Here is a 19,138-nt window from a genome sequence, read left to right as displayed (position 1 = left end):
GTGGAATCAGGCGCTATGCGCAGGATCAGCCGGAGAGTCGCTTTTGCTGTTCAGCGTGACCTTGCCGTTGAGGGTGCGCCACGCATCTGCGGCGGCTTCCTGCTCGGCTTCCTTTTTGGAGTGGCCCGTGCCTTTGCCGTAGGCGGTGCCGCCGATCTGGAGCACTGCCTCAAAGCTGCGTGCGTGGTCCGGGCCGGAGCCTTCGACTGCATAGTAGATGGACCCGAGCTGACGGCTCGCGGCAAGCTCCTGCATGCTGGTCTTCCAGTCGGTGCCGGCACCGAGTGCTGCGGCGTCCTTGAGCAAGGGCCCGACGAGCCGCATGACGAGCTGCCGGGCGGTCTCAATGTCGTTGGAAAGATAGGTGGCGCCGATGAGCGCTTCCATGGTGTCCGCAAGGATTGAAGACTTGTTCTTACCGTCGGTGAGCCTTTCGCCCTGCCCGAGGTAGATGAATTCGCCGATGCCGAGGTCCCGGCCGATACCCGCCAACGCGCGGGTGCTGACGACGGCGGAGCGTCGCTTCGCCAGGTCGCCTTCCGGCAGCGCCGGGTTGTCGCGGTACAGCGAATCGGTCACGGAGAAGCCCAGGATGGAGTCGCCCAGGAACTCGAGGCGCTCATTGGTGGGAATCCCGCCATTTTCATACGCGTATGAACGATGTGTCAGAGCAAGACGAAGCGTCTCGGCGTCAATGGAGACACCGAGACGCTTCAGAAGCTCTTCAGTTGAAGACATCCTTTGTCAGCCTTTTGGCGGATTTAGACGTCAGCGACCTTGCGGCCCTTGTATTCAAGGAACAGCGCGGTCCCGGCAGAGTCGGTTACGACCTTTGCCTGGTGCGGCAGGCTGTAAACAACCTGGCCGTTTTCGATGGTCTTGACCAAGTTGGGGGCAGTTGCCTTCCACTGGGCACGGCGGGCGCGTGTATTTGCGCGAGACATTTTCCGCTTGGGAACAGCCACGGCTATCTCATTTCTCTTTTAGTCAGCACTTACTAATCAGTTTGCCGGTCGGTCTTAGCCAGTTCAGCTAGGGCAGCCCAGCGAGGATCCAGGTCCTCGTGGTGGTGCCCCGGCTCGTCTTCCAGACGCACTCCGCATATTGAGCAGAGGCCCTGGCAGTCTTCCCGGCACACCGGCTGGAACGGCAGCATGGTTACAACCGCGTCCCGCAACACCGGTTCAAGATCGATTAGATCGTGCTCGACTCGACGTTGCTCTTCATCGTCTTCTTCGTCCGAAAGCTCGACGCCCTCATAGAAGAAAAGTTCTTGCACATTGACCTCAAGGTCATACGCAAGGGGATCCAGGCATCGTCCGCATTCGCCCTTGACTTCAGCGAATACGGTTCCAGATACCAGAATTCCTTCGTGTACGGCCTCAAGCCTCAGGTCGAGCTCGATATCCGAGCCTTCCTGAACGCCAATGAGTGCCACGCCAAGGTCACTTGGCGCGGGTACATGTTCCGTGAGCGTCCGCATGCTTCCTGGACTACGTCCGAGGTCCTTGACGTCCAGCGTCAAAGGCGAACTTGCATCTCGCTTAATGAGAACTCCTGTAGAACATATGACCGACGTACCATCTTAGCCTGAACGCGTGAGCGGACTCAAACCGGGTCAATTACAACGCGTTCTGCCCGAGGTACCGATCCAGCTTACCCGTTGCGGAGCTACTCCGCTGCCGACCCGCCAGCGAGGAGCCTCTTGAGCACCGATTTAGGCACGAAATCGGAGACATCGCCGCCCAAAAGGAAGATTTCCTTGATGAGCGTGGAGGACAAATGGAGGTAGTGGGCCTCCGCCGGAAGGAAGACAGTCTCGACGCCGGACAATTGGCGGTTCATGGTGGCCATGGGAAGTTCGTAGTCAAAATCCGAGGACGAGCGCAGGCCCTTCACGATCGCCGAAATTCCCCGGTGCCTGCAGTATTCGGCGAGCAGCCCCTCACCCATCGGCTCCACGATGATGCCCCGCAATGAAGCGAGGGTCTCCCGTGCCATGTCCATGCGTTCTTCCAGGCTGAAGCGGTACTTCTTCGCGTAGTTGGTGGACACGGCGACGACGACTTCATCGAACAAGCCGGCGGCCCTTGCGATGACTTCCAGATGTCCGTGGTGGATGGGGTCGAAGGAGCCAGGGCACACAGCGCGTCTCATGGTTCGAACCTACCCCATCCGGGGCCGCAGGCACTATGGCGATAGCATGGCTGAAACGGCGGGCCGGACGAGCCGGAAGCCAGCACCCAGGAAGGCAGCCCCACAGTGACGAGCCCGGCCTCTCTCAGCCAGAACACGTCCGCCGCGCCATGGCAGCGAGCCGCCAGCGGCGCCAACCTGCTTTCGGCCGACGGCAGCCTCGGAGTGACCATCTTCGAAGAGATGACCACCCTCGCAATGTCCACCGGAGCCATCAACCTGGGCCAAGGATTCCCGGACGAAGACGGGCCGGCGGAAATCAAGGCAGCAGCGCAGGCAGCCATCACGGCGGGAGCCAACCAGTACGCGCCAGGCAAAGGGATCCCCGAACTTCGCGAGGCCATCGCCGCACACCAGGAACGCTTCTACCGACTGACCCCGGACCCGCAGACCGAGGTCATTGTGACCACCGGGGCCACTGAAGCCATCGCCGCCGCACTGCTCGCATTCATCGAACCCGGCGACGAGGTCCTGACCTTCGAGCCCTTCTACGACTCCTATGGCGCCATCATCGGACTCGCCGGGGCCAAGCATGTGACCGCTCCCTTGCTGGCGCCGGACTTCCTTCCGGACGTGGACGCGATGGAATCGGCATTCAGTGAGCGCACGAAGGTTGTGCTCCTCAACAATCCGCACAATCCCACGGGCGCGGTTTTCCCTCGCGAGGTGCTGGAACGCGTCGTCGAGCTCGCGCGGAAATACGATGCCTTGATCCTCAGCGATGAAGTCTACGAGCACCTCACCTTCGGTGTGCTGCACCTTCCGGTCGCCGGCATCCCGGGAGCGGCCGAACGAACTGTCACGATTTCCTCGGCCGGCAAGACGTTCTCGTTCACCGGCTGGAAGATCGGCTGGCTTAGCGGACCGGCGCACCTTGTGGCGGCGATCCGCACGGTCAAACAATTCCTCAGCTACAGTTCCGGGACGCCGTTCCAAAGTGCGATCGCGGTAGGCCTTGCCCTTCCCGATGAGTTCTACACCGGCATCGCGTCCACTCTCCAGCACAAGCGGGACATCCTGGCCGAGGGACTGCGGGCCGCGGGCTTCGGCGTCTACACGCCGCAGGGAACATACTTCATCAACGTTGACACCGAGCCTCTCGGCATCGACGACTCCGTGGACTTGGCCCGACGACTGCCCGGGCTCGTGGGAGTGGCGGCCATCCCCGTTCCCGTGTTTTGTCACGCGGAAGGCGCGGAAAGGACGCGCAGCCTTCTCCGGTTCGCGTTCTGCAAGAAGACCGAAGTACTGGAAGAAGCGGCCGCCAGGCTGGCCACCCTTCGGGACAAGCTCTGACTGTGTCAACCGGCCAAAACCACGAGGGACGGCGCTTCCTGCGAGCAACCGGCCAACATGCCGCAATCGAGGCCGACACGCTGATTGACGGCGCCTACATCCTGCGCATCGGCGACGCAGAGCAATCCCATGTCAATCTCGCGGAGCCCACGGAAATCTTCTACGAGTACCTCCGCAGGATCGGCCATGTGGTGGATCTGCTCGCGCCAGAAGGGCAAGCCATCGCTGCCCTCCATCTCGGCGCGGGGGCCTTGACCCTGGCCCGCTACATCGAGGCGACGAGGCCCGGCTCGGAACAACACGCCGTCGAACTCGAACGTGAATTGCTCGACTTCGTGCTGCAGAAGTTGCCCATGCCGGACGGCACCCGCTTGGAGACGCATATTGGAGACGCACGCGAAACCCTCGCCGAACTGCCCGCGGAACTCGAGTTCGACGTCGTGATCCTGGACATCTTTTCCGGTCCCGAGGCGCCGGCACACATAGCCTGCCAGGAGTTCTATGAAGAGGCCGCGGCGCGGCTCCGGCCCGATGGAGTGCTCATCGTCAATGTCGGCGACGAAGCGGCCCTGACCCTGGTGCGCAGCCAAGCCGCCGCGATGCGACGTGCGATGCCCGACGTTGCGGCGTTCGCCGAAAGCGGCATGTTCGCCGGCCGGTACCCCGGCAACATCATCCTGGTGGGGACGCGCCGGCCGTGGCCAGCCGAATGGACAGTGGAACTCCTCGCCCGTGGGCCGCACCCCGCGGCGGTGCTCAGCGGAGTGGAGTTGGACCGGCTAACGGGCTAGCGCCGCCTCTCGGGCTCGCGCTAGACGGGTTCGGCGAACCAGAGCTTGGTTTCGCCGTACTTCTTGTCGGCAAACCGTTCGAGGGTGTCCGGCCAGTCCGGTTCCGGGGACCGTGAGGAACGCTCGACGACGACCACCGCGCCTTCATCGAGGTGGAAGGCGAGCTTGTCGAGGACAGCCTTCAGGGAAGGCTCATCCAAGGGATAGGGCGGATCCAGGAACACGAGGTCCCAGAGAACGTCATCCGCCGCGCGTTCCAGGAAGGACTCCACTTTGGAACGAGTGACGGAGACAATCCTCCGTCCCAGCACCTGGTTGGCCATGTCGGCGTTTCGCTGGCAGACCTCGGAGGCGCGTGCATCGGATTCCACGAGTTCGGCCGAGCGCGCGCCCCGGCTGGCACTTTCGATGCCGAGGGACCCCGAACCCGCGTAAAGATCCAGCACCCGGGCGTCGTCGATGGCATCGAGAGCCTCGAGCCGCGAGAACAACGCCTCCTTGACACGGTCCGTCGTCGGCCTGGTGGCGTTTCCAGGGACGCTGACCAACGGATTGCCGCCGACCACGCCGGCAATGATCCGGCTCACCGGCCAACTCCCGGGACGGAGCACACAGGCGTGCCTTCAAGCGTGGATTCCTTAGCCGCGTTCAAGGAACGCCTCCTTTTCGGGGTTCAGATATTCGTCAATCGCGGCTGCCAGGGCCTGTTGGCCGTCCAGCCCGGGATCGTCCGCGACGAGCCGCTGGGCATCGGTGCGGGCGCGGGCGATCACGTCCTCATGCTCCAGGACGCGCAACAGCTTCAGGGTGGAGCGCCCACCGGATTGCGAGGCGCCAAGGATATCGCCTTCGCGGCGCAGCTTGAGGTCTTCCTGGGAAAGTTCGAAGCCGTCGGTAGTCGACGCAACGGCATCAAGGCGCCTGCGGCTCGGATGGCCGGGTTCGAGCGTCGTGACCAGCAGGCACGTGCCGGGAAGGCCGCCGCGGCCCACCCTCCCGCGCAGTTGGTGGAGTTGCGAAATGCCGAAACGGTCGGCATCAAGGATCACCATCAGCGTGGCGTTATGGACATCCACCCCCACCTCGATCACTGTGGTGGACACCAGCAGCTGGGTCTGGTTGGCGGTGAACGAGGCCATGGTTTCGGACTTGAGGGCCGGATCCTGCCGTCCGTGGAGGGGCTCCACACGGACGCCGCGCAGGGCAGGCTCCTGGCTGAGCGTTTCGACGACGGCGTTCACCGAAGCGAGCTCACGCGCCGGGCCCTCTTCCGAAAGTTCGGCGTCGCTTGGTTCCGCTTCGCCCGGGCTGAAGTCGCCGTCGTCGTCGTCTCCGATCTTGGGACACACGACGTACACCTGGTGGCCGGCGTCGATCTCTTCCCGCGAGCGTTTCCAGATCCGGCCCGCCCAGCCCGGGTTTTCCGCAAGCCCGACGACGTGGGTGGAGATAGGCGCGCGGCCTGCGGGGAGTTCGTCCAGCACGGACGTTTCGAGGTCGCCGAAGACGGTCATGGCAACAGTGCGCGGAATCGGAGTGGCGGTCATCACCAGCAGGTGGGGCGGCCGGTTGGCCTTGGCACGCAAGGCGTCGCGCTGCTCCACCCCGAAGCGGTGCTGCTCGTCCACCACGATCAGCCCGAGATCCTGGAACGAGGTTTTGTCACTTAGCAGCGCATGGGTGCCGATCACAATGCCGGCATTGCCCGAGGCCGCGTCCAGCATGGCTTGCTTGCGGTCCGCCGTCGGCATGGAGCCCGTCAGCAAGGCGAGCTGAACGGACCCGGGGCCATTCCCGGCCTCGCTGTCCAACAATCCGGTCCCGCCCAGCATCCCGGCGCCTCCGAACAAACCGTCCCGGGCCAGCGGGCCCAGGGTCCTCCGGATGGAATCGAAGTGCTGTGCCGCGAGGACCTCCGTGGGGGCGAGAAGTGCCGCCTGCCCTCCGGCATCCACCACTTGCAGCATGGCCCTCAAGGCCACGATCGTTTTTCCGGAACCAACTTCGCCCTGCAGCAAGCGGTTCATGGGCGAGTCCTGTGCCAGCTCGTGGGAAAGCGTCTTTCCGACGGCGGCCTGGCCGGCAGTCAGCGTGAACGGCAGCTGCCGGTCGAAGGCAGCAAGGAGCCCTTCGGGCACGGGCCGACGAGCGGTGGCCTCTTCGGCGGCCAGCTGGGCCCGGCGCCGCGCCAGGGCAGTCTGCAGAACCAGTGCTTCCTGGTAGCGGAACCGGTCACGGGCACGCTGCCAATCCGCCGCCGTTTCCGGCGAATGGATCAGCCGGTACGCTTCCCCTACCCCTAGGAAGTTCTCCCGGGACGCAATTTCGGCAGGCAGCGGATCCTCGATGCTGTCCACATCGATGGTGTCCAGCAGCGTGGTGATGACCTTGTGGATGGACCAACTGGTGAGCTTCGCGGTGGCCGGATACACGGGAATGGGCATGGCCGCCAGCTTTTCCGGATCGACGGAACCGGCCAGCTCCGGGTCCTCGTCGAGCAGCATGAAGTCCGGATTGGTCATGCCCAAGGATCCACCGTAGCGGCTCACCTTGCCGGAGAACATCACGCGGCGGCCCGGCTGAAGCTCGCTGCGGGCGCGGAAACCGTTGAAGAAACTGATTTTCAAGGTTCCGGGAATCTGCTCACCGCTGGCCTCGTCCGTGACTACGACGTCCGTCAACGATCCGCGCCTTGCCCGCATTTGCCGGGTGGAATTGGACAGGACCCTGGCAATGAGGGTGGCCTCTTCATCCAACGGCAGTTTACTGATGGGCGTGAGCTCCCCGCGGCTCAGGTAGCGGCGGGGAAAATAGTTCAATAGCTCCCCGACAGTGTCCAGGCCAAGGTGCTTGTCGATGACCGATGCGGAGCGTTTGCCGATCCTCCGCTCAAGGGGAAGGTGAAGCTCAGTATTCATGCCCGTGCTGGCCTGCCGGAAGGCCTGGGTCGCGCGGCATCGAGAGCTCGCTGACGGAGATGTCGGTGGGCTCGCCGAGTGAGCGGATGACTGCCACGGCTGGTTCAGCGTCCGGAACGTGGACGTGCACGCGCCACCGGTAGCTGGCTTCTGCGGCGTCCTCATCGTCATCGTCTTCGTCCGCGGGATCATTCTGTCCGGACGGGCTGCCCACCGGGTTCGCGCTGCCCACCTGGCTCATGATGACGGAGTCGCCCAGTTCGTCCAATCGCTGACGGAGCGTGGCAGCGGCCAGCGGTGAAAGGCTGATGGTGCACATGACCTCGACGCCGTCGTCGTCCGGCATTCCGGCGTGGATGTGCGGATCCTGCAGGTCATAGCCGTGCAGGCCGTCCAGGAGTTCATCCTGGAGTTCTTCGCCGAGCACGGCCGAACGAAGGCAGTCCAGGATCAGCAACATACCCACCCCGCCCGCGTCCACTACATGGGCGGCGTGCAGCGGGGCGAGTTGGTCCTCGGTCCGGACTACCGCATCCAGCGCCGCATTGACGGCGGCATCGAGGGCCAGTCCCAGCGCTTGGTTGCTGTCATCGCCGTTGTGCGCAGTGTCGCATTCGCCCGCTGCCCTGGCGGCGGCTTCGAGAACGGAGAGCATGGTGCCCGGTACCGGCTCGCTCAAGGCAGACCAGGCCCGGATCTGGGCCCGGTTCAGTGCGGCGGCAAGCAGGGGCGCACTGAGGCGCGTGTGCCCGGCCAGCGGCTCAGCAACGGCGCACAAAAAGACGGCGAAGAGTGTTCCTGAGTTACCACGGGCCTGCTCCATGGCCGCGCGTCCTGCCGCGGCCAGAACGGCGCCGACGTCGTTTACCGGTTCGTCCGCGGTGGAACGATCGGCGAAAGCCGCCGCAGCGGCGCGGACTGTGAGGTAGAGGTTGGTGCCGGTGTCGCCATCTGCCACCGGGAAGATGTTGATGGCGTTGAGGCGGTCGCTGTGGTTTCCGAGCGTCGTCTCCGCTTTGCCCAGCCACCGCTTCATGGCGTGCGTATTGGCGGCAATCTTAGTCTGCAAAGTGATCCCATCCCACGGTGTCAGCGGGGATTCCCGCTATCCGGACGCCGCTGTGCTGTCCTTCGGCAACGGCCTGGATCGAGCCTATCGCAGTGAAGCCGGAAGGTAGCTGAACATTAGCTGGAAATGTCGCCAGCAGGCCATGGTCCTCTCCGCCCCCCAGGATCCAGCCCATGGGATCGTGGCCAAGCGGAGCCGAGGCAGCTTCCAATGGAGTGGCGAGGGCCTTGAGCGCGATGGGGTCGAAGTCGAGTGCCACGCCACTGGCTTCGGCGAGGCGGGCGCCGTCGCGCAAAAGCCCGTCGGAGACATCCATCATGGCCGTTGCTCCTGCCCTGGCACCCAGCGGTCCTGCGGCAAGAGGCGGCTGCGGCCTGCACTGGCTGTCCATGAGTGCGCGCTGGGCAGCATTCAGCTTGCCCACGGGTATGGTGCTTTCGAGCAGGGCCAGGCCGGCTGCGGCGCGTCCAACAGTTCCGGCAAGGGCCAAGGTGTCTCCCGGACTTGCCCCGGAGCGCAGGACAGCAGGGAGCCCGTGCATTGTCCCGACGACGGCGACCGTCACCGCGATTTCGCGGCCACGGCCCAGGTCTCCCCCGGCAACCGAACAGTCGGCAGCCCCCAAGCCGACAATGCCGGCCGTCAGGCCATCCGCGAAGTCCTCGACCCACTGCACGGTAGTGTCGGGCGGCATGGTCAAGCTGACGACGAGGGACACTGCGGTACCGCCCATCGCGTTGATGTCGCTGAGATTCTGCGCTGCCGATTTCCAGCCGACGTCATACCCCGTGGTCCGGTATCCGTTGTTCCATTCCAGGCGGAAGTCCTGGTCCTGGGTCTGGGTGTCGATGGAAATGAGGGTCCGGCCATCCGGCGCGGCGACGACGGCGGCATCGTCCCCCGGCCCGAGCAGCACGCTGCTGCTGGGGTTCAGGCGCGGAAAGATGCGCGCGAGGAGCTCGCCTTCGGAAAGCTCGCCGACAGTCTGTTGTTCTATGGACACAGCTCTACGCTATCGCGAACCGCCGACAACAAAGGGCTGTCCCTTCGCGTCCGTTGCCCCGATCCTCGGTTTGCCGGAGCCGCGATAGGCTTGATCAATGCAACAAACGAAAGCCGCTGTGTACGTCCGCGCCCTCTGTTCTTTGACAGCCGCGGCGGTTTCGGTCCTTACGCTTGCAGCCTGCTCTCCCGTCGCCGACGTGAAGCCTGCGGCTGATGCCGCGAATGCTGCCTGCGCACCCATGATGGTGTCGCTCCCGGACACCATCGGCAACGCCGCCCTGCGGAAGACCAACAGCCAGGCCACGGCGGCATGGGGCGACCCGTCAGTGTTGATTCTGCGTTGCGGCGTCAATGTGCCCGGCCCCACGACGGACCGTTGCGTCACCGTCAACGACGTCGACTGGGTCATCAAGGAAGGCGACCCGGTATGGACCCTGACTACCTACGGGCGCGAGCCCGCAACTGAAATCCTCATGGACCCGAACAAGATCAGCTCCGCCACGGTCCTTGCCGATCTGGCACCCGCCGCGGCGAAAATCAAGGCCGTTCGCAAGTGCGTCGGTCAGCCGGAGCTGCTGCAGAACCTGCCCACGACTACTCCTGGCAAGTAGCCGGCGCCGCCCTGCCGGTTGTTAGCGCGGGCCTGTTATTAGCCGGGCCGGCTATCAGCGCAGGCCGGTTTTGCGGTTGAGCGCCAGGTAGATGAGTTCGTCGATCAACTCGGCATAGCCCAGCCCGGAAGCCGCCCACATTTGCGGATACATGCTCTTCGGGGTGAATCCGGGCATCGTGTTGATCTCGTTGATGATGAGTTCGCCGTCCGGAGTGTAGAAGAAGTCCACGCGGCTCAGGCCTTCTGCACCCACAGCATCGAACGCAGCCGCCGCGAGCTCGCGGACGCGCGCAATGGCCTCGTCCGGAATATCGGCGGGGCAGCTAAGGGCCGCGGCTCCGTCCTCCACATACTTGGCGTTGAAGTCGTAGAATTCGTGTTCCCCGGGAGCGACGGCGATTTCCCCCGGCATGGAGGTTCGAGGAGCCGATGCGCCACGTCCTTCAAGGACGGCGCACTCGATCTCACGGCCCACAATGCCGGCCTCGATCACCAGCTTGAGGTCGTGCCGCCGTGCTTCTTCAATGGCTGCGTCCAGCTCATCCATGGAGTCCACTTTGGAAATTCCCATCGAGGAACCGGCGCGGGCGGGCTTCACGAAAACCGGGAATCCGAGGCGATCCACGCGCTTGCGCACGGCTTCGGCGTCGTTGATCCATTCACGGTCAGTGACGGCGACATACGGTCCCACCGTCAGTCCGGCGGCTTCGAAAACGACCTTCATGAAATGCTTGTCCATGCCGACGGCGGATGCGAGGACTCCGGCTCCCACGTAACGGGTGTCGGACAGCTCCAAGAGGCCCTGGATGGTGCCATCCTCGCCCCAAGGGCCGTGCAGGAGCGGAAACACGACATCCACGGAGCCCAGTTCCTCAGGCACCGCATTCGGTGCCGTGACGATCAATTGGTGGGCTCCACCAACCTCAGCGAGGGTTACGGTCCTCCCGGAGGGCAGCACCTCAGGCAGGGCCGACGCGCTCAGCGACCACTGGCTGATGTCAGCGGAAGGGATCACCCACTGCCCCGACTTGGCTATCCCGATGGGGATGACGTCGTACTTGCTCTTGTCGATGGCGCCCATGACCCCGGCCGCCGTCACGCAACTGACGGCGTGCTCGCTGGATCGGCCGCCAAAGAGTACGGCGACGCGAGGCCGCCTGTGTTCGGCCGGCTTCGCGGACTCGGCAGCTCCAGCAGGAGCGGCAGTTCCGGCAGACAGGGATTCTTCGGTCACAGTCAGTAATCGCCTTCGGACTTCAGGGAGCGGGCCAGGAGTCTGGGCCCAAGTTCATCAACGGACAGTTTGCCTTCGAGGACGGCTACCACGGCCGCGGTGATCGGCATGTCGACACCGAGTTTTCCGGCTAGTTCGTAGACAGCGTACCCGGATTTAATGCCTTCCGCCGTCTGCGTCATACGCTCGGTGACCTGGTCCAAGGTCAAACCTTCGCCGAGCAATCGTCCCGCCGTGTGGTTCCGGGACAGGGGCGAAGAGCAGGTAGCCACGAGGTCCCCCAGCCCGGCAAGGCCTGCCATCGTGCGCGCCTCGCCACCCAAGGCAAGGGCCAGTCGGGAGGTCTCCGCAAGGCCCCGCGTGATCACCGAGGCCTTGGTGTTGTCGCCCATTTGCTTGCCTTCGCAGATACCGACGGCCAAGGCGATCACGTTCTTCACGATCCCCCCGATTTCGACGCCGACCACGTCGTTGCTCGTGTAGGGGCGGAAGTACGGTGCGGTGCAATAGAGCGCGAACGATGCAGCCGTAGCTTCGTCGCTGCAGGCCACGACGGAAGCCGTCGGTTCCTGGCGAGCGATCTCCATTGCCAGGTTTGGCCCCGAAACAACGGCCACCCGCTCCTGCGGAATCTCGAGTTCCTCGGAAATGACCTGGCTCATGCGGGAATCCGTACCGAGTTCAAGGCCCTTCATGAGGGAAACGACCACGGCGCCAGGGGCAACCAGTGGTTTCCATTTGCGTAGTTGTAGCCGCAGCGACTGCGCCGGCACCGCCAAAATCACGATTCCGGCGCCCGCGAGGACCTCTCCCACATCTGTTGAGGCCGTGATGGAATCAGGCAGCTCTATGTCCTTCAAGTACTGGACGTTGCGGTGCTCCGCATTGATTTGCGCAACCACTTCGTCCCGCCGGCCCCAAATGCGGATACTGCGCTCCGCGCCGGTGGCAATTGCGGCATCCGCCAGGACCTTTGCGAACGTCGTGCCCCAGGATCCCGCTCCAAGCACGGCGACAACACCTGTGTCGGCTATGAGTTCTTCCCCTGAGGTCACTTCTGTCCGTCCGTGCCGTCGGCGCCCGAGGTTCCTTCAGTCGCTTCGAAGCGGCCGTGCTTCGACTGGTTGTGGGCGGCAGGGTCCCAGCGTTCCTTGGGCGGTTCTTCCCCACGCAAGGTTGCAAGGAGCTCCGTGATGGCGTCCATGATGACGTCCGTAGCCTCAACCAGGGTGGCCCGGTCCAGTGGCCGGCCTTGGAAAGCACTGAGATCCACGGGATCGCCGACCAAGATGCGGGAAGTCTTCCGCGGGAAGACATGCAGGCGCTTGGCGTACCGGGGGAACACCTCTTGCGCACCCCAATGGGCAACGGGAACCACGGGAGCACCGGTCTGGAGTGCCAGGCGCGCCGCTCCCGTGTGACCCTTCATCGGCCACAAATCCGGATCGCGCGTCAGGGTGCCCTCCGGATAGATGATGATGGCGCCACCGGCATCCACCACTTCCTGGGCGGCTTGCAACGAGCGGTTCGCCCCCGTCGTCGAACGCTCTACAGGAATCTGGTTCGCGGCGCGCAACAGGCTACCCAAGACGGGGACCTTGAAGAGGCCCGCTTTCGCGAGGAAATGCGGTGGACGCTTCATGTTGTAGAGCATGTGCCCCACGACAATGGGGTCGATCTCGGTGCAGTGATTCGGCGCGGCGATGAAGCCACCCGCGGGGAGCTTTTCGGTCCCCTCCCACTTCTTGGCCATGAGGATGTTCATGATCGGTCGCGCAATTCCCGCAAGAACAGCGAACATGGCACGGCTCTGGGCCGATTCCTTCAAGGTGTCCCCCGTTACTTGGATTCGGTGAGGTCGAAATCGGCGCCCAGCCCGGCGAGCTTTTCAGTGAAGCGCTCGTAGCCGCGGTTGATGATGTCGATCCCGGTCACCCTGGACGTGCCGGTCGCGGCGAGCGCCGCAATAAGGTGGCTGAATCCACCACGGAGATCGGGGATGTCGATGTCGGTGCCCCTCAGCGGAGTGGGTCCCGAGACGACGGCGGAATGCAGGAAATTGCGCTGGCCAAAGCGGCATGGCACACTCCCAAGGCATTCGCGGTGGACCTGAATGGTTGCGCCCATGCGGGTCAGCGCATCGGTGAAGCCGAAGCGGTTTTCGTACACGGTTTCGTGGACAATCGACACGCCTTCAGCCTGGGTCAAGGCGACCACCAGTGGCTGTTGCCAATCGGTCATGAAGCCCGGGTGCACATCGGTTTCAAGGACGAGCGGGCTCAGCTTTCCGCCGGGGTGGTAGAAACGGATGCCGTCCTCGCGGATATCCATTCCGCCGCCCACCTTGCGGTAGGTGTTGAGGAAGGTCATCATGTCCCTCTGGGAAGCACCCTCCACGAAGATGTCTCCGCGGGTCACCAGGGCAGCGGAAGCCCACGACGCCGATTCATTGCGGTCTGCCAGTGCGCGGTGGTCATAGCCACCCAAGTCTCGAACACCCTCGATCCGGATGGTGCGATCGGTCTGGACGCTGATGATGGCACCCATCTTCTGCAGCACAGCGATGAGGTCGATGATTTCCGGTTCTGTAGCGGCACCGCTCAGTTCGGTGATGCCCTCGGCGCGAGTGGCACTCAGCAGGACTTGTTCGGTGGCTCCCACCGACGGGTACGGGAGTGAGATCTTGGCGCCGTGGAGACCCTTGGGAGCGGAAATGTGGATACCGCCCGGGCGCTTTTCGACGACGGCGCCAAACTGGCGGAGCACGTTCAAGTGGTAATCGATGGGCCGGTCGCCGATCTTGCAGCCGCCGAGATCGGGAATGAACGCTTCGCCGATGGCATGGATCAACGGACCGCACAGCAGGATCGGGATACGGGAGTCCCCGGCGTGGGCGTCGATCGCGGTGCTGGACGCGGTCTTCGCATTCTTGGGATCCAGGGTGAGATCACCGGTGACGGGATCCTTCTGAACAGTCACGCCATGGAGCTGCAACAGGCTGGTGACGACCTCCACGTCCTTGATTTCCGGGACGTTCCGCAGCACCGAGGGTTCGTTGCCGAGGAGGGAAGCCACCATGGCCTTGGGAACAAGGTTCTTGGCACCTCTGACGGTGACGCGGCCGGTCAAAGGGACGCCGCCGCGGATTGTCAGAACACTACTCATCTATACCGGTTTCCTCACGAGTTGATGCCCCCACACTTACGAAGGCTCCAGCTAAGCATAAAAGCTGACGTTACCGATTCGAAATGGAGGGGCGTGGCGAAGGCGGGTTTTCAGCGACGCGGGGTCACTTACGGCCCATGTTGCCGCCCGGCATGGGCCGTAAGTGACCCCGCGTTCGTGCCCGATCCATGGATAACCCCTCATTCCAACCCGAACGACGACCGCGGAGGGCGCCCGCGCAATGAACCGGTACGGATTCGCCGGGGTTTGTATCTTCCTGTCAGCCGCTGGATGGAGCTTGAGGATTGACCGTAGTCCGCTGGATGTGGCCGGAAGCGCAAGACGGTGCCGAGCTCTTGTTGAAGCTGCACAACGCCGGAACAGGCCATGACCATATCCTGCGAAACGCGTCACGCACACGAAAAGGACCGGCGCACCCGTTCTTTCGGGTGCACCGGTCCTTTCAAGGTGCGGAAGCTAGTCAGGCAGCCTCCGGTCCTCTTGGGCTGATCTACTGGATTCGCGCAGGCAGGGTTTTCGGCTTGAACGAAGGCCTCGTGGCCTCGTAGGCCGTGATGTCTTCCTCGTGCTGGAGCGTCAGTCCGATGTCATCCAGGCCTTCCAGGAGGCGCCACCGGGTGTAGTCATCGATCTCGAAGGGTGCCACGACGTTTCCGCACTCAACGGTCTTGGACACGAGATCCACCTTGACTTCGGTGCCGGGCGCGTTTTCGAGGACTTTCCAGATGAGCTCGATGTCGTCCTGGGCGAGCTCCGCCGCCAGGAGGCCTTGCTTTCCCGAGTTGCCGCGGAAAATATCCGCGAACCGCGAGGACAGCACGGCTTTGAATCCGTAGTCCTTCAGTGCCCAGACTGCGTGCTCGCGGGATGAGCCGGTACCGAAATCAGGTCCAGCCACAAGCACGGAGCCGGCGTTGAACGGTTCCTGGTTCAGGATGAAGGACGGGTCCTTGCGCCATGCTGAGAACAGCGCGTCTTCGAAACCCGTACGGGTAATCCGCTTCAGGTAGACCGCTGGAATGATCTGGTCTGTGTCCACATTGCTCTGGCGCAGCGGGACACCGATGCCGGTGTGGGTGGTGAACTTTTCCATGGGGCCCTCCTAGGCGGCGTCGGTGGTGGTGGATGCGGAAACAGAGACGGGCTCCAGGTCCGAAGGCGAGCTCAGCGTTCCGCGTACTGCGGTGGCTGCGGCGACGACCGGCGAAACCAAGTGGGTGCGGCCGCCCTTGCCCTGGCGTCCTTCGAAGTTGCGGTTCGAGGTGGATGCGCAGCGCTCTCCCGGTTCCAGCTGGTCCGGATTCATTCCGAGGCACATGGAGCAGCCGGCGAAGCGCCATTCAGCGCCGAATTCCTTGAACACTTGGTCCAGGCCTTCTGCTTCGGCCTCGAGGCGGACGCGTGCCGAGCCGGGAACCACGAGCATCCGGACCTTCGGATCCTTTTCCCGACCGCGGATGACATCGGCGGCGGCACGGAGATCCTCGATGCGGGAGTTGGTGCAGGATCCGAGGAAGACAGTGTCCACCCGAATGTCCTTCATGGGCGTGCCGGCTTCGAGGCCCATGTACTGCAGCGCGCGCTCGGCCGCCAGTTTGGCGTTCTCGTCACCGAAGTCTTCGGGGAACGGTACCGCCTCGTTGAGCGAAATGCCCTGGCCCGGGTTGGTCCCCCAGGTCACGAATGGCTCCAAGGTATCGGCGTTGAGGTCCACCTCGACGTCGAAAGTAGCGTCGTCGTCGGTGTGCAGCGTGTTCCAGTATTTGACGGCGGCATCCCACTCCTCCCCCTGCGGGGCGTGCGGGCGGCCGTACATGTAGTCGTAGGTCGTCTGGTCCGGAGCCACCAGGCCGGCGCGGGCACCGGCTTCGATAGACATGTTGCAAATGGTCATTCGGGCATCCATTGAGAGCGCCCGGATGGCCGAACCACGGTATTCCAGGACGTAGCCCTGGCCGCCGCCGGTACCGATCTTGGCGATGACTGCCAGGATGATGTCTTTCGCCGAAACGCCCGGGCGCAGGGTGCCTTCAACGTTGATGGCCATGGTCTTGAACGGCTTGAGGGATAGCGTCTGGGTGGCCATGACGTGTTCCACCTCGGAGGTGCCGATACCCATTGCGAGCGCTCCGAAGGCGCCGTGGGTCGAGGTGTGCGAATCGCCGCAGACTACCGTCATGCCGGGCTGGGTGAGGCCCAGCTGCGGGCCGACGACGTGCACAATGCCTTGTTCGGCGTCGCCGAGCGAGTGCAGCCGGACTCCGAACTCCTTGCAGTTGTTGCGCAGAGTCTGGATCTGCGTGCGGCTGGTCAGATCGGCGATCGGCTTGTCGATGTCCAGGGTCGGCGTGTTGTGGTCTTCCGTGGCGATGGTGAGGTCGGGGCGGCGCAAGGGGCGTCCGGCCAACCGCAAGCCCTCGAAGGCCTGCGGGGAGGTCACCTCATGCACGAGGTGCAGGTCGATGAACAGAAGATCGGGCTGGGCATTGGCTCCTTCGCCTTCGCCCTTGCGCACCACGTGCGCATCCCAAACTTTCTCGGCCAGTGTCTTTCCCACGGCCTGCTCCCTTCACTGCGGTTGGCTTGACTACTTCCACTGAACATCAGTGATCCAAACTTCGCCAGTGAAACAACTTGCATCTCAGATATTGAGACGGCAATATCATTACATGGACAATTCTAGTGGAGTCGGCGTCATCGATAAAGCGGCCCAAGTGCTCGACGCACTTGAGGCGGGGCCAACCACCTTGGCTCAACTTGTGGCAGCAACAGGGCTGGCCCGCCCCACGGTGCACCGGCTCGCGCTGGCGCTCGTCCACCACCGCCTCGTGAGCCGCGATATCCAAGGCCGCTTTGTCCTCGGCAGCCGCCTTGTTGAGCTTGCTTCGGCGGCCGGTGAAGACCGGCTCATCGCTTCTGCGGGCCCGGTCTTGATCCAGCTGCGCGATGCCACGGGAGAGAGTGCCCAAATCTTCCGACGTCAGGGCGACTGGCGCGTCTGCGTTGCCTCTGCCGAACGTCCCATCGGCCTGCGAGACACTATTCCCGTAGGCACCCAACTCTCCATGAAGGCCGGCTCCGCCGCCCAGATCCTGCTGGCGTGGGAAGACCACGACCGCCTCCTGGACGGACTTCAGAACGCCCGGTTCACGCCGACCGTCCTGGCAGGAGTACGACGCCGGGGCTGGGCCCAGAGCCTCGGCGAACGCGAGCCTGGAGTTGCCTCGGTCTCCGCACCCGTGCGCGGCCCTTCCGGCCGCGTCATTGCCGCGGTGTCCATCTCCGGCCCCATCGAGCGCCTGACCCGCCAGCCGGGACGTCTGCATGCCGAAGTCGTCTGCAACGCCGCCCGGGTATTGACTGAAGCCCTGCGTAAGAACAACGACTAGGCGCTTCCCGTTTCTCGCCTGTTTCGCTTTGGCGCCCCATCCCGGAGATGGGCGCAGGTAGGGTAGGCGCATGAACAGCTTTGCCGTGTTCCTGCGTGGAATCAACGTGGGCGGGATCAACATCAAGATGGCCGACCTCAAAGCAGCCCTCAAGGCGTACCCTTTCGCCGACGTCAAGACCCTGCTGGCCAGCGGTAACGTGGTGCTCCAGAGCGAGCTCGACGCCTCGGCAGTCAAGGATGAGTTTGAAAAGTGCTTGAGGGAAGCATTTGGTTATGACGCCTGGGTAGTGGTCCTGACCGCCGAACGAGTTGCCGAACTGGTGGAAGCCTGCCCCTATCCGGCCGACGACAAAACGACGCACAGCTACATCACCCTCGCCTCGGACGCGGCAATGTTGGACGAACTATTCGACGCCGGCACAGCCCTCGGTGCCGCCGGGGAGGGCGGCGTCGATCAAGTCCGGCTGGGTCCCGAGGCCTCGGCTTGGCTTGCCCCGGCAGGAGGGACCCTGGACAGCCCCTTCAGCAAGCTCTCCGCAAAGGCCCGCTACAAGGCGAGCACCACTACCCGGAACCTGCGCACGCTCATCAAGGTCAGGGATGCCGCAAAGGCCCTCCAGAAGTAAGAATGAGCTGCCACGATTACCGTTCTCCCCTGTTTTGAAATAGGAAAGCGCTTCCGACGCGGCGAGTCGCATCATTCCCGGGCTTTCGCGGCGCAAGGGGAGAAACGTACGGCGCACGAAGGTTCTGGGCGTCTTACTTGAGGCAAAGAAAAATCCCCCGGAACCTGTTGGTTCCGGGGGATTCGATTGTGACCCCAGCGGGATTCGAACCCGCGTTACCGCCGTGAGAGGGCAGCGTACTAGGCCGCTATACGATGGGGCCTTGCACTCTAATTACTGCATTTTGAACGCCGCTTCCGGCATTCAAGCTGAATGAGTATTTCATACATTCAGCTTTGTTTCAAATCGGCGAACCGTTTCGAAAGCCCGAATTCCTCCACTAATGTGCGGATTATTCGGAGCTGGGATACCAGGACTCGAACCTAGAATGACGGTACCAGAAACCGTAGTGTTGCCAATTACACCATATCCCATTGGTGCTTTTAGGCCGGATTCGAAGGCGTAAACCTTCGCTCCGTGCCCCTCAGCACGAGTAATTACTTTACCCGAGACTTTCGATGGGCACAAATCGAGAACACGCGCCCGCGTCCACGTTGGTGCACGCGTCAGCGATCCACCGATGTGGATGCCGGCATGAAAAAACCCTTGCAATCGAGGGGAGCTTAGGTTTACTCTCAGTAAGTTACCAATCGGTAACCAACGCCACGCACTTGTTTCGTGGCACAGCTGCAGGCCAAGTCGCCTGTTAGCTGCGTCACATGGGGGGATCCCTGGCAGCAGCGCCGCTGTCGGGAAGTCATCGAGAGGAATTGC

19 protein-coding genes and 2 tRNA genes are annotated in these 19,138 nt (G+C 63.4%); 5 read left to right on the top strand and 16 right to left on the bottom strand.

Annotated elements, in window-relative coordinates; all coding sequences use genetic code 11:
- Positions 1–6: 6 nt before the first annotated feature.
- The 4 genes from rnc to coaD all read right to left on the bottom strand — a co-directional run bounded on the left by rnc (position 7) and on the right by coaD (position 2,157).
- Complete coding sequence (gene rnc, locus ABEA18_RS13780) at positions 7–738, bottom strand: ribonuclease III (protein ID WP_345449945.1); 732 nt, start codon at positions 736–738, stop codon at positions 7–9.
- A 23-nt stretch (positions 739–761) separates the two neighbouring features.
- Complete coding sequence (rpmF, locus tag ABEA18_RS13775) at positions 762–965, bottom strand: 50S ribosomal protein L32 (RefSeq protein WP_028264646.1); 204 nt, start codon at positions 963–965, stop codon at positions 762–764.
- A gap of 32 nt (positions 966–997) precedes the next feature.
- The gene (locus tag ABEA18_RS13770; RefSeq protein WP_059387665.1) at positions 998–1,525 is read right to left on the bottom strand and encodes a YceD family protein; all 528 of its coding nucleotides are present in this window, start codon (positions 1,523–1,525) and stop codon (positions 998–1,000) included.
- Between the two features lie 146 nt (positions 1,526–1,671).
- Positions 1,672–2,157: a pantetheine-phosphate adenylyltransferase gene (coaD, locus tag ABEA18_RS13765; RefSeq protein WP_345449944.1), complete on the bottom strand. Its 486-nt coding sequence runs from the start codon at positions 2,155–2,157 to the stop codon at positions 1,672–1,674.
- A 105-nt stretch (positions 2,158–2,262) separates the two neighbouring features.
- Here coaD and ABEA18_RS13760 point away from each other — a divergent pair, with 105 nt between their 5' ends.
- Together ABEA18_RS13760 and ABEA18_RS13755 are read left to right on the top strand one after the other, a co-directional pair.
- Positions 2,263–3,492 carry an aminotransferase class I/II-fold pyridoxal phosphate-dependent enzyme gene (locus ABEA18_RS13760; protein WP_345449943.1) on the top strand — a complete coding sequence of 410 codons (1,230 nt, stop codon included), beginning with the start codon at positions 2,263–2,265 and terminating at the stop codon, positions 3,490–3,492.
- A 2-nt stretch (positions 3,493–3,494) separates the two neighbouring features.
- Positions 3,495–4,283 carry a spermidine synthase gene (locus ABEA18_RS13755; protein WP_345449942.1) on the top strand — a complete coding sequence of 263 codons (789 nt, stop codon included), beginning with the start codon at positions 3,495–3,497 and terminating at the stop codon, positions 4,281–4,283.
- Positions 4,284–4,303: 20 nt separating this feature from the next.
- Here ABEA18_RS13755 and rsmD read toward each other — a convergent pair whose 3' ends face one another.
- The 4 genes from rsmD to thiL are packed head-to-tail and all read right to left on the bottom strand — an operon-like array spanning position 4,304 to position 9,273.
- On the bottom strand, positions 4,304–4,870 hold the full coding sequence (gene rsmD, locus ABEA18_RS13750; RefSeq protein ID WP_345449941.1) for a 16S rRNA (guanine(966)-N(2))-methyltransferase RsmD: 567 nt from the start codon (positions 4,868–4,870) through the stop codon (positions 4,304–4,306).
- A 51-nt stretch (positions 4,871–4,921) separates the two neighbouring features.
- Complete coding sequence (locus ABEA18_RS13745; protein WP_345449940.1) at positions 4,922–7,201, bottom strand: ATP-dependent DNA helicase RecG; 2,280 nt, start codon at positions 7,199–7,201, stop codon at positions 4,922–4,924.
- Positions 7,191–8,237 (bottom strand): DAK2 domain-containing protein, encoded by a 1,047-nt coding sequence (locus ABEA18_RS13740; protein WP_345449989.1) that lies wholly within the window; start codon positions 8,235–8,237, stop codon positions 7,191–7,193. Before ABEA18_RS13740 ends, ABEA18_RS13745 begins: the two co-directional genes overlap by 11 nt.
- Before the next feature lie 22 nt (positions 8,238–8,259).
- Positions 8,260–9,273 carry a thiamine-phosphate kinase gene (thiL, locus tag ABEA18_RS13735; protein WP_345449939.1) on the bottom strand — a complete coding sequence of 338 codons (1,014 nt, stop codon included), beginning with the start codon at positions 9,271–9,273 and terminating at the stop codon, positions 8,260–8,262.
- Positions 9,274–9,370: 97 nt separating this feature from the next.
- Between thiL and ABEA18_RS13730 the strand changes: the two genes are divergently transcribed.
- Positions 9,371–9,886 carry a DUF3515 family protein gene (locus ABEA18_RS13730; protein ID WP_345449938.1) on the top strand — a complete coding sequence of 172 codons (516 nt, stop codon included), beginning with the start codon at positions 9,371–9,373 and terminating at the stop codon, positions 9,884–9,886.
- 54 nt (positions 9,887–9,940) lie between these two features.
- Here the strand turns inward: ABEA18_RS13730 and ABEA18_RS13725 are convergent, their stop codons facing one another.
- The 6 genes from ABEA18_RS13725 to leuC form a co-directional block, all read right to left on the bottom strand.
- On the bottom strand, positions 9,941–11,107 hold the full coding sequence (locus ABEA18_RS13725; RefSeq protein ID WP_425550529.1) for a D-alanine--D-alanine ligase family protein: 1,167 nt from the start codon (positions 11,105–11,107) through the stop codon (positions 9,941–9,943).
- A gap of 17 nt (positions 11,108–11,124) precedes the next feature.
- A complete protein-coding gene (locus ABEA18_RS13720; RefSeq protein WP_345449936.1) occupies positions 11,125–12,177 on the bottom strand; it encodes an NAD(P)H-dependent glycerol-3-phosphate dehydrogenase in 1,053 nt (350 codons plus the stop codon).
- Positions 12,174–12,950, bottom strand: coding sequence for a lysophospholipid acyltransferase family protein (locus ABEA18_RS13715; RefSeq protein WP_345449935.1), 777 nt, complete (start codon positions 12,948–12,950; stop codon positions 12,174–12,176). The genes ABEA18_RS13720 and ABEA18_RS13715 overlap by 4 nt, the downstream gene beginning before the upstream one ends.
- A gap of 11 nt (positions 12,951–12,961) precedes the next feature.
- Positions 12,962–14,287 carry a UDP-N-acetylglucosamine 1-carboxyvinyltransferase gene (gene murA, locus ABEA18_RS13710; RefSeq protein WP_059387657.1) on the bottom strand — a complete coding sequence of 442 codons (1,326 nt, stop codon included), beginning with the start codon at positions 14,285–14,287 and terminating at the stop codon, positions 12,962–12,964.
- A gap of 511 nt (positions 14,288–14,798) precedes the next feature.
- Positions 14,799–15,401 (bottom strand): 3-isopropylmalate dehydratase small subunit, encoded by a 603-nt coding sequence (gene leuD / locus ABEA18_RS13705; RefSeq protein ID WP_078108589.1) that lies wholly within the window; start codon positions 15,399–15,401, stop codon positions 14,799–14,801.
- A 9-nt stretch (positions 15,402–15,410) separates the two neighbouring features.
- Positions 15,411–16,865, bottom strand: coding sequence for a 3-isopropylmalate dehydratase large subunit (gene leuC, locus ABEA18_RS13700; RefSeq protein WP_345449934.1), 1,455 nt, complete (start codon positions 16,863–16,865; stop codon positions 15,411–15,413).
- A 112-nt stretch (positions 16,866–16,977) separates the two neighbouring features.
- Here leuC and ABEA18_RS13695 point away from each other — a divergent pair, with 112 nt between their 5' ends.
- Both ABEA18_RS13695 and ABEA18_RS13690 read left to right on the top strand, forming a co-directional pair.
- Positions 16,978–17,697: an IclR family transcriptional regulator gene (locus tag ABEA18_RS13695; RefSeq protein WP_028264661.1), complete on the top strand. Its 720-nt coding sequence runs from the start codon at positions 16,978–16,980 to the stop codon at positions 17,695–17,697.
- Positions 17,698–17,767: 70 nt separating this feature from the next.
- Positions 17,768–18,325 carry a DUF1697 domain-containing protein gene (locus tag ABEA18_RS13690; RefSeq protein ID WP_345449933.1) on the top strand — a complete coding sequence of 186 codons (558 nt, stop codon included), beginning with the start codon at positions 17,768–17,770 and terminating at the stop codon, positions 18,323–18,325.
- Between the two features lie 189 nt (positions 18,326–18,514).
- Here ABEA18_RS13690 and ABEA18_RS13685 read toward each other — a convergent pair.
- Both ABEA18_RS13685 and ABEA18_RS13680 read right to left on the bottom strand, forming a co-directional pair.
- Positions 18,515–18,587, bottom strand: a tRNA-Glu gene (locus ABEA18_RS13685).
- A gap of 139 nt (positions 18,588–18,726) precedes the next feature.
- Positions 18,727–18,798, bottom strand: a tRNA-Gln gene (locus ABEA18_RS13680).
- Positions 18,799–19,138 lie beyond the last annotated feature (340 nt).

The organism is Arthrobacter gyeryongensis, from assembly GCF_039543785.1.
GTDB classification, from domain to species: Bacteria; Actinomycetota; Actinomycetes; order Actinomycetales; family Micrococcaceae; genus Arthrobacter; species Arthrobacter gyeryongensis.
This window is presented reverse-complemented; position numbering and strand designations above follow the sequence as displayed.

Bases quoted from the DNA above. Each gene is read 5' to 3' on its own strand.
- rnc (WP_345449945.1), bottom strand. From the start codon at position 738: ATGTCTTCAACTGAAGAGCTTCTGAAGCGTCTCGGTGTCTCCATTGAC.
- coaD (WP_345449944.1), bottom strand. From the start codon at position 2,157: ATGAGACGCGCTGTGTGCCCTGGCTCCTTCGACCCCATCCACCACGGA.
- ABEA18_RS13745 (WP_345449940.1), bottom strand. From the start codon at position 7,201: ATGAATACTGAGCTTCACCTTCCCCTTGAGCGGAGGATCGGCAAACGC.
- ABEA18_RS13740 (WP_345449989.1), bottom strand. From the start codon at position 8,237: ATGAAGCGGTGGCTGGGCAAAGCGGAGACGACGCTCGGAAACCACAGC.
- ABEA18_RS13730 (WP_345449938.1), top strand. From the start codon at position 9,371: ATGCAACAAACGAAAGCCGCTGTGTACGTCCGCGCCCTCTGTTCTTTG.
- murA (WP_059387657.1), bottom strand. From the start codon at position 14,287: ATGAGTAGTGTTCTGACAATCCGCGGCGGCGTCCCTTTGACCGGCCGC.
- leuD (WP_078108589.1), bottom strand. From the start codon at position 15,401: ATGGAAAAGTTCACCACCCACACCGGCATCGGTGTCCCGCTGCGCCAG.
- ABEA18_RS13695 (WP_028264661.1), top strand. From the start codon at position 16,978: ATGGACAATTCTAGTGGAGTCGGCGTCATCGATAAAGCGGCCCAAGTG.
- ABEA18_RS13690 (WP_345449933.1), top strand. From the start codon at position 17,768: ATGAACAGCTTTGCCGTGTTCCTGCGTGGAATCAACGTGGGCGGGATC.